Source organism: Novosphingobium sp. (assembly GCF_049240505.1).
GTDB lineage: Bacteria > Pseudomonadota > Alphaproteobacteria > Sphingomonadales > Sphingomonadaceae > Novosphingobium.
Genome location: NZ_JBMLSM010000100.1, coordinates 39,395 through 49,325, shown reverse-complemented (window position 1 = coordinate 49,325; position 9,931 = coordinate 39,395). Strand labels below are relative to the sequence as shown.

At 61.9% G+C, this 9,931-nt stretch carries 10 protein-coding genes; 7 read left to right on the top strand and 3 right to left on the bottom strand.

Going from position 1 to position 9,931, the window contains the following annotated elements; translation table 11 throughout:
• The 7 genes from ACOVQ0_RS08470 to ACOVQ0_RS08440 form a co-directional block, all read left to right on the top strand.
• On the top strand, positions 1-185 hold a 185-nt coding region (locus ACOVQ0_RS08470; RefSeq protein ID WP_421882848.1), incomplete at its 5' end, for an FAD-binding protein.
• An 89-nt stretch (positions 186-274) separates the two neighbouring features.
• Positions 275-1,594: a serine hydroxymethyltransferase gene (gene glyA, locus ACOVQ0_RS08465; RefSeq protein ID WP_421882845.1), complete on the top strand. Its 1,320-nt coding sequence runs from the start codon at positions 275-277 to the stop codon at positions 1,592-1,594.
• 177 nt (positions 1,595-1,771) lie between these two features.
• On the top strand, positions 1,772-2,152 hold the full coding sequence (locus tag ACOVQ0_RS08460; RefSeq protein WP_421882843.1) for a cupin domain-containing protein: 381 nt from the start codon (positions 1,772-1,774) through the stop codon (positions 2,150-2,152).
• Positions 2,149-3,402: a sarcosine oxidase subunit beta family protein gene (locus ACOVQ0_RS08455; protein ID WP_421882840.1), complete on the top strand. Its 1,254-nt coding sequence runs from the start codon at positions 2,149-2,151 to the stop codon at positions 3,400-3,402. Before ACOVQ0_RS08460 ends, ACOVQ0_RS08455 begins: the two co-directional genes overlap by 4 nt.
• 16 nt (positions 3,403-3,418) lie before the next feature.
• Positions 3,419-3,691 (top strand): sarcosine oxidase subunit delta, encoded by a 273-nt coding sequence (locus ACOVQ0_RS08450; protein ID WP_421882836.1) that lies wholly within the window; start codon positions 3,419-3,421, stop codon positions 3,689-3,691.
• Positions 3,688-6,561 carry a 2Fe-2S iron-sulfur cluster-binding protein gene (locus ACOVQ0_RS08445; RefSeq protein WP_421882833.1) on the top strand — a complete coding sequence of 958 codons (2,874 nt, stop codon included), beginning with the start codon at positions 3,688-3,690 and terminating at the stop codon, positions 6,559-6,561. The genes ACOVQ0_RS08450 and ACOVQ0_RS08445 overlap by 4 nt, the downstream gene beginning before the upstream one ends.
• Positions 6,554-7,060, top strand: coding sequence for a sarcosine oxidase subunit gamma (locus tag ACOVQ0_RS08440; RefSeq protein ID WP_421882830.1), 507 nt, complete (start codon positions 6,554-6,556; stop codon positions 7,058-7,060). Before ACOVQ0_RS08445 ends, ACOVQ0_RS08440 begins: the two co-directional genes overlap by 8 nt.
• A 112-nt stretch (positions 7,061-7,172) precedes the next feature.
• On the opposite strand, the gene ACOVQ0_RS08435 is transcribed toward ACOVQ0_RS08440, so the two are convergent.
• From ACOVQ0_RS08435 to purU, 3 genes are read right to left on the bottom strand one after another with little or no spacing between them, the layout of a single operon-like run.
• A complete protein-coding gene (locus tag ACOVQ0_RS08435) occupies positions 7,173-8,549 on the bottom strand; it encodes an L-serine ammonia-lyase (protein ID WP_421882826.1) in 1,377 nt (458 codons plus the stop codon).
• A complete protein-coding gene (locus ACOVQ0_RS08430) occupies positions 8,546-9,040 on the bottom strand; it encodes a prolyl-tRNA synthetase associated domain-containing protein (protein ID WP_421882822.1) in 495 nt (164 codons plus the stop codon). Before ACOVQ0_RS08430 ends, ACOVQ0_RS08435 begins: the two co-directional genes overlap by 4 nt.
• Positions 9,037-9,891 carry a formyltetrahydrofolate deformylase gene (purU, locus tag ACOVQ0_RS08425; protein WP_421882854.1) on the bottom strand — a complete coding sequence of 285 codons (855 nt, stop codon included), beginning with the start codon at positions 9,889-9,891 and terminating at the stop codon, positions 9,037-9,039. Before purU ends, ACOVQ0_RS08430 begins: the two co-directional genes overlap by 4 nt.
• Positions 9,892-9,931: the final 40 nt, after the last annotated feature.

The following is a 9,931-nucleotide window of genomic DNA, read 5'->3' as shown; positions in this document are numbered from 1 at the left end:
TCGCCCCCGAAGTCTACATCGCGGTCGGCATCTCCGGCGCGATCCAGCACCTTGCGGGCATGAAGGACAGCAAGACCATCATCGCTATCAACAAGGACGAAGACGCCCCCATCTTCCAGGTCGCTGACATCGGACTCGTCGGTGATCTCTTCGCCGTGGTGCCGGAATTGGCAGGCAAAATCTAAGCCGACCTTAAAGCAACCTAACCCGTCCTGAACACCACCGGGAGCGCGCGACGCTTCCCGGAATGCTACCTCATACCCGGAGAAAATCGATGGCTACCATGCTCGACCGTCCGACCCGCCCGCAAGGTTTCTTCACCGCCAGTCTGGGGGAACGCGACCCTGTTATCGCCGCGTGGATCGACAAGGAACTGTGTCGTCAGCGCGACGGTATCGAACTGATTGCCAGCGAGAACATCTGCTCGAAAGCGGTGATGGACGCGGCCGGATCGATCCTGACCAACAAGTACGCTGAAGGTTATCCGGGCAAGCGGTATTATGGCGGGTGCGAATATGTCGACGAGATTGAGGCGCTGGCGATTGATCGGGCCAAGATGTTGTTTGGTGCGCAGTTCGCCAATGTGCAGCCCAATTCGGGCAGCCAGATGAATCAGGCGGTGTTCCTCGCGCTGTTGCAGCCGGGCGATACTTTCATGGGACTGGACCTTAATTCCGGCGGGCATCTGACGCACGGTTCGCCGGTTAATATGAGCGGCAAGTGGTTCAAGCCCGTGCCCTATGGTGTGCGCGAAGATGACCAGCGCATTGATATGGACGAGGTGGCGCGGATTGCGCGTGAATGCCAGCCGAAGCTGATCATTTGCGGCGGCACCGCCTATTCGCGGTTCTGGGATTTTGCCCGCTTCCGCGAAATTGCTGATGAGGTTGGCGCTTATCTGCTGGCGGACATGTCGCACTTTTCCGGCCTTGTCGCAGGCGGGGTGCATCCATCGCCGGTGCCCCATGCCCATGTCACCACCACGACCACCCACAAATCGTTGCGTGGGCCGCGTTCGGGGCTGATCCTGACCAATGACGAGGCGATTGCCAAGAAGATCAACAGTGCGGTGTTCCCCGGCCTTCAGGGAGGCCCGCTGATGCATATCGTGGCGGCCAAGGCAGTGGCCTTTGCCGAGGCGATGACCCCGGAGTTCAAGGCCTATGCCGCAGCGGTGCAGGCCAATGCCCGCGCATTGGCTGAGAGCCTGATCGAGCAGGGGCTTGGCATTGTTTCGGGTGGCACTGACAATCACCTGATGCTGGTGGACCTGCGTCCCTATGGCGCCAAGGGCAAGCACGCCGAACACGCGCTGGGCCGGGCAGGGATCATCTGCAACAAGAACGGTATCCCCGGCGACCCTGAAAAGCCCTTTGTCACGTCTGGCATCCGGCTGGGCACGCCAGCAGGCACCACGCGCGGATTCGGTGAGGCCGAGTTTCGTGCGGTGGGCCGTCTGATCGCGCAAGTGGTTGATGGCTTGCGCAAGAATGGCGAGCAGGGCGACGCGCAAGTGGAGCAGGCGGTGCGGGCGCAGGCCGAAGCCTTGTGCGCGCATTTCCCGATCTATGACGGGCTTTCCTACGGCGTTTGAGGTGGCAAGGGCGATAGCCGCCTCTGCTGACTACAATCAGTATTTCTAATGATGGGAGAAGCGGTTGCAGAGGGGGATTTTTGCCTGCCAAACGCAAGGCGGACAGGAGCTCACGATGTCATCTGCAACCGTTTCGCCCGATATTCATCCGGCCCCGACATTACTGGAACGCATGGCATGAGCGATCCTTTCGCAAGCAACACCCGCGGCATGATGCCCTTGCCGGAATCGGGAACTGCCCGCGTCCGGGCTGGCGGTGAATGGCGGCAGAGCGTGCCGGGGTTTCTGGAAATCCCGTTGCTTGATGATCGGCAAAACGGGCTGCGGACCATGCTGATGAAGATGGAACCCGGTGCCTATTCGCCCACGCACAGTCACGATCAGGTGGAGCAGATTTTCGTGCTCGAAGGTGAATTCTACGACGACGATACTCATTACGGAGTCGGGGACTACCTTGTCCGTCCGGCGGGGACGCTGCACATCGCAGGAACCCGTGAAGGCGCGACGGTGCTGGTGGTTTACGCTTCATCCAGCAACGCAGTGGAGCGCGTGGCATGACCCGTTTCAGCGCAATCAACCTGTTCGCCAAGGCGCTTGGCGGGCACAAGTCCTGGCCTGAGCAGTGGCCCGATGCCGCACCCAAGGCGCAGTATGACGCGATCATCGTCGGTGGGGGTGGTCACGGCCTTGGGGCAGCGTATTATCTGGCCAAGAAGTACGGCATCACCAATGTCGCGGTGATCGAAAAGGGCTGGATCGGCGGCGGGAATACCGGCCGCAACACCACGATCATCCGGTCCAACTACCTCTACGATGAATCCGCGCATCTGTACGATCATGCGGTGAAGCTGTGGGACGGGTTGAGCCAGGAGCTGAACTACAACACCATGTATTCCAAGCGTGGCGTAATGATGCTGGCGCACAACATCCATGATGTGCAGAGCTTCAAGCGGCATATCCATGCCAACCGCCTGAACGGCGTGGACAACGAATGGCTGACCCCTGAGGAAGCCAAGGAATATTGCCCGCCGCTGAGCATCGATCCCAATGCACGCCATCCCGTTCTGGGCGCGGCGTTGCAGCGCCGGGGCGGCACCGCGCGGCATGATACGGTGGCATGGGGCTATGCCCGCGCCGCCGCCGCACTGGGCGTGGATATCATCCAGAACTGTGCCGTAACCGGGGTTCGCCGTGGCCCGGATGGCGCAATTCAGGGGGTTGATACCGAAAAGGGCTTTATAGCCGCAAAGAAGGTGGGCGTTTCGGCAGCCGGCAACACGTCTGTCATCATGCAGATGGCGGGGCTGGACTTTCCGCTGGAAAGCTATCCGTTGCAGGCGCTGGTGTCGGAACCGATCAAGCCGATCTTCCCCTGCGTGGTCATGTCGAACACCGTTCACGCCTATATGAGCCAGTCCGACAAGGGCGAACTGGTGATCGGTGCAGGCACCGACCAGTACGTCAGCTATTCCCAGCGCGGCGCGCTGCATATCGTTGAGCATACGCTGGCCGCGATCTGCGAGATTTTCCCGATCTTCCGCCGGATGCGCATGTTGCGCAGTTGGGGCGGCATTGTGGACGTGACGCCGGACCGTTCGCCCATTCTGGGCAAGACGCCAGTGCCGGGGCTTTACGTCAACTGCGGTTGGGGCACGGGTGGCTTCAAGGCTACGCCGGGGGCGGCGGACCTGCTGGCCTATACCATCGCCAAGGACGAGCCGCACTGGATCAACGCGCCCTACACGCTCGAACGGTTCCGCACGGGCCGGTTGATCGACGAAGCGGCAGCCGCCGCCGTGGCACACTGAGCAAGGGGGAATACCGATGATTCTGATCCATTGCCCCTATTGCGACGAGCGCCGTCCCGAACTGGAGTTCGCTTATGGCGGGGAAGCCCATATCGCGCGGCCAGTGCAACCTGCGGACCTGAATGACCAGCAGTGGGAAGGCTATCTGTTCATCCGCAGCAATACCAAGGGGCGGCACCACGAACGCTGGCGGCATGTGCATGGCTGCGGTCGCTTCTTCAACGCGGTGCGCGACACCGTGACCGACAAGTTTGAAACCACCTATAAAGCAGGCGAGCCACGGAAATGAGCGGCTATCGCATCGAGGGATTGGGGCGGCCTGACCGTTCACGCAAGGTCCGCTTCCGTTTTGACGGGCAGGCTTATGAAGGCCATCCGGGTGACACGGTGGCGTCGGCTTTGCTGGCGCAGGGCGTCACGCTGTTTGGTCGTTCGTTCAAGTATCACCGTCCACGTGGGGTGATGGGCGCGGGCGTGGAAGAAGCCAATGCGCTGATTTCCGTGACGCGTGGGCCGGGCCGGTTCACGCCGAACCTGCGCGCGACGTCGGTGGAAATCTATGAAGGGTTGGAGTGCGTCAGCCAGAACCGCTGGCCGTCGCTGAAGAACGACGTCACGTCGATCAACGACCGGCTGGGCATGTTCTTCCCGGCCGGGTTCTACAACAAGACGTTCATGTGGCCGCGTTCGTTCTGGGACAAGGTTTACGAACCGGTTATCCGCCGCATGGCGGGGCTGGGCGACAGCCCGACCGAGATCGATCCTGACGTTTATGGTGCAACATATGCCCATTGCGACCTGCTGATCATCGGCGCTGGCCCGGCGGGTATTGATGCCGCGTTGCAGGCGACCGGAACCAGCAAGCGTGTGGTCCTGATTGACGAACAGGATGAACTGGGCGGCGGTGCGCTGTCTGATCCCACGCTGAGCGCATGGCTGGAACGCAGCGTAAAGGATCTGCAGGCCGCGCCCAATGTGCGCATCCTGACCCGCTGCACTGCCTTCGGGTATTATCACGACAATTTCATTGGTGCTGTAGAGCGACTGACCGAGCACCTTCCTGACGATCAGGCCGTGCCCGGCAAGTCTGCGCGTGAAAAGCTGTGGCGCATTCGTGCGGGCGAAGTTGTTCTGGCGCAGGGCGCTATCGAGCGTCCGCTGGTGTTTGAAGGTAACGACGTTCCCGGCGTGATGCTGGCATCGGCGGCGCGGACCTGGCTGTTCCGCTATGGTGTGGCGGTGGGCCGCAAGATTGCGGTTATGGCTGCGCATGACAGCGGGTGGAAGGATGCGCTGGCCATGGCGAAAGCCGGTGCCGGGTTCTCTGCCCTTGTGGACGTGCGCGACGAGGTGGATGCGGCGCTGTTGGCCGAGGCGATTGCGCTGGGCATCCCGGTCTATCTGGGATCGAGCGTGATCGGCGTTGCGGGCCGCCACGGCGTTTCGGGCATCGAGATTGCGCGCAATGACGGCACCCGTCGCAAGCGCATTGCCACCGATGCGGTAATGATGGCGGGCGGATGGACGCCGACGATCCACCTGTGGTCGCACAGCAAAGGCACGATTGCATGGGATGAAACGCTGGGCGCCTTTGTGCCCGACAAACCCAATGAAAACGTGCGCTGTGTGGGTGCGTGTTCGGGCAAATGGAACTTCGGTTCCGGCGTGACCGTGCCCCACCTGCCGACGCCGAAAGATCCCGCGCGGATCAAGGCTTTCGTCGATTTTCAGAACGATGTGACCGCCAAGGACATAGGCCTTGCCGTGCGGGAGGGCTTCAAGTCCATCGAGCACGTCAAGCGCTATACCACCAACGGCATGGCGACCGACCAGGGCAAGACGTCGAACCTCAACGGGTTGCAGCTCGCTTCGGCGGCGATGAACCGTCCGGTGACGCAGATCGGCCTCACCACGTTCCGTCCACCCTACACGCCGCAGACCTTTGGCGCGCTGGCAGGCCATCACAAGGACGCGCTGTTCCAGCCGACGCGCAAGACGCCTATCGACGCATGGGCCGAAGCGAATGGTGCGGCGTTCGAGCCAGTCGCGCAGTGGCGGCGTGCGTGGTATTTCCCCAAGAACGGGGAAGACATGCACGCGGCAGTAAACCGTGAATGTCTGGCCGTGCGCAATGCGGTGGGCATCTTCGATGCCTCCACGCTCGGCAAGATCGAGGTGGTGGGGCCGGATGCGGCTGAGTTCCTGAACCGCATGTACACCAACCCGTGGAAGCAGCTGGAACCCGGCCGGTGCCGCTATGGCCTGCTGCTGAAGGAAGACGGCTTCATCACCGATGACGGTGTGGCCGGGCGGATTGCCGACGACAGGTTCCACATCACCACCACGACCGGCGGGGCCGCGCGCGTGCTGGCGATGATGGAGGACTATCTCCAGACCGAATGGCCGGACCTGAACGTGTGGCTGACCAGCACGACCGAAGAGTGGGCGGTCATTGCATTGCAGGGGCCGAAGGCACGCGAGGTGATTGCGCCGCTGGTGGAAGGCATCGACCTTTCAGCCGAAGCGTTCCCGCATATGGCATTGCGCTTTGGCAAGATATGTGGCGTGCCGACGCGGCTGTTCCGGGTGAGCTTTACCGGCGAGCTGGGCTTTGAAATCAACGTGCCGGCGGAATATGGCCGGACGGTGTGGGAAGCGATCTTTGCGGCGGGACAGGCACACGGCATTACGCCCTATGGCACTGAAACCATGCACGTTCTGCGCGCGGAGAAGGGCTATATCATCATAGGCCAGGACACTGACGGCACGGTGACGCCCAAGGATGCGGGCATCGAATGGGCCGTGGGCAAGAAGAAGCCTGACTTCGTGGGCAGGCGATCGTTGCAGCGGCCTGACATCGTGGCGCCGGGGCGCAAGCAGCTTGTCGGGCTGCTGACCGATGATCCCAATGTGGTGTTGGAAGAAGGCGCACAGATTGTGGCCGATCCCAACCAGCCGGTGCCGATGAAGATGCTGGGCCATGTGACGTCTTCGTACTGGAGCGCCACGCTGGGCCGGTCGATCGCTTTGGCGCTGGTTGCCGGGGGGCACGATATGATGGGCCAGACACTTTACATTCCAATGCCCGACACCACGCTTACCGCGAAGGTGAGCGGAACCGTGTTCTTCGATTCGAAAGGGGAACGCCTCGATGGCTGACCTGATTGTATCCGGCTCGCCGCTTCCCGCAGAAGCGGCGCGTTATGAAGGTGTGACCATTTCGCCCGCAGCAGCGCTGCGCCGTTATTCACTACGGGCACGCGATGCAGTGGTGTTGTCTGGGCTGATCGGGCGGGCATTGCCTGAACGGATCGGGCAGGAACTGGGCGGTGTGATCCAACTGGGACCGGACGAATACTATGCCGTGCTGGGCGAGGGGGAGAGCCTGCCGCTGGGCGAAGGGCAGATGGCCAGCGTGGTGGATGTGAGTTCGCGCGCGGTTGGCATTGTGGTTGAAGGTCCGCGCGCGGCGGAGACGATCATGGCGGGTTGCCCGCTGGATATGGATCACTTCGCAGTGGGTAGGGCCACGCGCACTTTGTTCGAGACGGTTGAAATCGTGCTGCGCCGCGAAAGCGAGACGCGGTTCCACGTAGAAGTCTGGCGCAGCTTTGCGCCGTGGCTGTGGCAGGCGCTTTGCGAGGCTGCGCACGGCTGACGCGTTCCACCCTAAACCGCAAATGCGGGCGCCCGCGTATTCTTCGGAACACGCGGGCGTTTTTGTTTGGGGTTAGTGCTTGGAATTGTGCAACCGGGGAAAGGTCAGCCGATCAGCATTCGACCACGTTGACCGCAAGCCCGCCTTGCGAGGTTTCCTTGTACTTGTCCCGCATGTCGAGGCCGGTCTGGCGCATTGTCTCGATCACCTTGTCGAGACTGACGACGTGCGAGCCATCGCCCAGCATGGCAAGGCGTGAGGCGTCGATGGCTTTGACCGCGCCCATCGCGTTGCGTTCGATACAGGGCACCTGCACCAGACCGCCAACCGGATCGCAGGTCAGTCCAAGGTTGTGTTCCATGCCGATTTCGGCGGCGTTTTCGATCTGCGCATTGGTTCCGCCCAAGACGGCGGTGAGGCCAGCAGCCGCCATTGAGCAGGCAACGCCCACTTCACCCTGACAGCCCACTTCTGCGCCCGAAATCGAAGCGTTGCGTTTGTACAGGACGCCGATGGCGGCGGCGGTCAGCAGGAATACGCGATGCGCATCCTTGCCCCCGCGATAGCAGCGTTCGTGATAGCGCATGACGGCGGGGATAATGCCCGCAGCGCCATTGGTGGGCGCAGTGACAACGCGACCACCCGACGCATTTTCCTCGTTCACGGCCATCGCCCAAAGATTGATCCAGTCGAGCGCGGCCAGCGGTTCGGCCAGAGCCATCTGCTGGCGTTCAGCCAGTTCCTTGGCCAGCCGCGCAGCACGGCGCTTCACGCCCATGCGGCCCGGCAGGATGCCGGTCTGGCGGCACCCCCGGTCGATCGCAGCGCTCATCGTTTCGGCCACCCGGTCAATCGCGGCGTTGACCTCTTCCAGCGGACGAAGGGCGACTTCATTGGCCAGCATGATGTCGGCAATGGTCAGCCCGGTGCGTTCACCGATTGCGAGTAGTTCGCCGCCCGATGCGAAGGGGTAGGGGATTTCCGTTGCGTCGTCATCGGGGGCGTTGCGAGCAGCCTCATCCTCGTCGAGGATGAAGCCGCCACCGACAGAATAGTAGAACCGTCGGTCGAGCAGTTCGCCCGCCGCATCGAAGGCCGAAATCGCCATGGCGTTGCTATGGAAGGGCTGACGTTCGCGCTGGCGGAAATGGAGATCGGCTTGCGGGTCGAAAGTCACCTCGTGCCGGCCCAGCAAGGCGAGGCGGCGGCTTTCGGTAACGGCGGCGATAATGCCGGGCACGGCATCGACATCGACGGTTGCCGGTTCCTCCCCCGCAAGGCCGAGGATGACCGCCGTGTCGGTGGCGTGGCCCTTGCCGGTAAGCGCAAGCGAGCCGTAGAGATCAACCGTGAGCGCGGCGGTGCGGGCCAACAGGCCTTGCTCTTCAAGCCGCAGGCCAAAGCGCCGACCGGCGACCATCGGGCCGACAGTGTGTGAACTGGACGGCCCGATGCCGACCTTGAACAGATCCAGAAGGCTGACAGTCACGTTCGTTCCGGTATTTCTGCAAGCACAGGCTCGTGGCCCCAGTGCCTGAGCGCAACTTGCAGGTCAGGACCGGACAGGCCCAGCGTTGCAGTGTTGCGCAAGGGGTGGACGTTGACGCAGGGTGCGTCGGCCAAAGCGCGGTCGATAACCACGCGGACCGCGCCATCGGTGTCGTTGATGGCGGCAAGCGGTGTTACCGCACCGGGCGTTACGCCAAGGCGGGCTTCCATGTCGTCGGCCTTGCCGAAGGAAAGCTTCTTCGATCCGATGACGCTTGCCAGCGCTTTGAGATCGACACGCAAATTGTGCCGCACCGTCACCAGCCAGAACTGGCCGCCCCCGTCCTTGAGGAACAGGTTCTTGGTGTGCAGTCCGGCAATTGCTTCATGCAGTTCCGCGCTTTCCTCCACCGTGAAGACGGCGGGGTGTTCATGTTGCTGCCATGCGATGCCAAGCGCGTCGAAATCGGAAAGAAGGGCGTTCCCGCTCATTTGAATACGACGGTCCTCAGGTTGTTGAGCATCACGCGATGTTCGCAATGCGCCTTTACCGCGCGGGTCAGCACGCGGCTTTCGTTTTCCTGACCCTGCGCGATCAGGTCTTCAACCGTATCGGCATGGTCCACGTTGGAAGCGTCCTGCGCGATGATCGGTCCTTCGTCGAGGTCTGCCGTAACATAGTGCGCCGTCGCACCCACCATCTTCACCCCGCGTTCGTAAGCGCGGTGATAGGGTTTGGCACCTTTGAAGCCGGGCAGGAAGCTGTGGTGAATGTTGATCACGCGACCTTCCAGCCGGGTGCAAATCTCGTCTGACAGCACCTGCATGTATCGGGCAAGAACGATAAGATCGACCTGCTGTTCCTCGATCAGCGCCAGCAGCGCGGCTTCCTGTTCCGCCTTGTTGTCCGGCGTCACCGGCAGGTGGTGGAAAGGAATGCCTTCATGTTCGCACCGCCGTTCCCAGGTGCGGTGGTTGGACACCACGCTGGTCACGTCCATCGGCAGATAGCCGGTCGACGTGCGATAAAGCAGATCGTTGAGGCAGTGACCGCCCTGACTGACCATGATCAACACGCGCTGCTTGACGTTGAGGTCATGGACCTTCCAGTCGATGTCCCAACCCGCCGCCACCGGTTTGAACGCGGCTTCGAAGCGTTCGACGGTCATGCCCTGTGGGGCTGCGAACGACAGGCGCATGAAGAAGCGTCCGGTTGTGGCATCGCCGTATTGCGAATTCTGGACGATGTTGCAGTCCTGGCTGGCAATGCAGTTAGCGATTGCGGCGACCAGACCCTTACGGTCCACGCACGATACGAGAAGTACGAAATCCGCCTTGATCATCGCCATGTCCAACGATCCCCTTTGCCGTCACGGTTCTGTT

Coding starts and splice junctions, on each gene's coding strand:
- ACOVQ0_RS08450 (WP_421882836.1), top strand. CDS start 3,419: ATGATTCTGATCCATTGCCCCTATTGCGACGAGCGCCGTCCCGAACTG.
- ACOVQ0_RS08455 (WP_421882840.1), top strand. CDS start 2,149: ATGACCCGTTTCAGCGCAATCAACCTGTTCGCCAAGGCGCTTGGCGGG.
- ACOVQ0_RS08440 (WP_421882830.1), top strand. CDS start 6,554: ATGGCTGACCTGATTGTATCCGGCTCGCCGCTTCCCGCAGAAGCGGCG.
- ACOVQ0_RS08460 (WP_421882843.1), top strand. CDS start 1,772: ATGAGCGATCCTTTCGCAAGCAACACCCGCGGCATGATGCCCTTGCCG.
- glyA (WP_421882845.1), top strand. CDS start 275: ATGGCTACCATGCTCGACCGTCCGACCCGCCCGCAAGGTTTCTTCACC.
- ACOVQ0_RS08445 (WP_421882833.1), top strand. CDS start 3,688: ATGAGCGGCTATCGCATCGAGGGATTGGGGCGGCCTGACCGTTCACGC.
- purU (WP_421882854.1), bottom strand. CDS start 9,891: ATGATCAAGGCGGATTTCGTACTTCTCGTATCGTGCGTGGACCGTAAG.
- ACOVQ0_RS08430 (WP_421882822.1), bottom strand. CDS start 9,040: ATGAGCGGGAACGCCCTTCTTTCCGATTTCGACGCGCTTGGCATCGCA.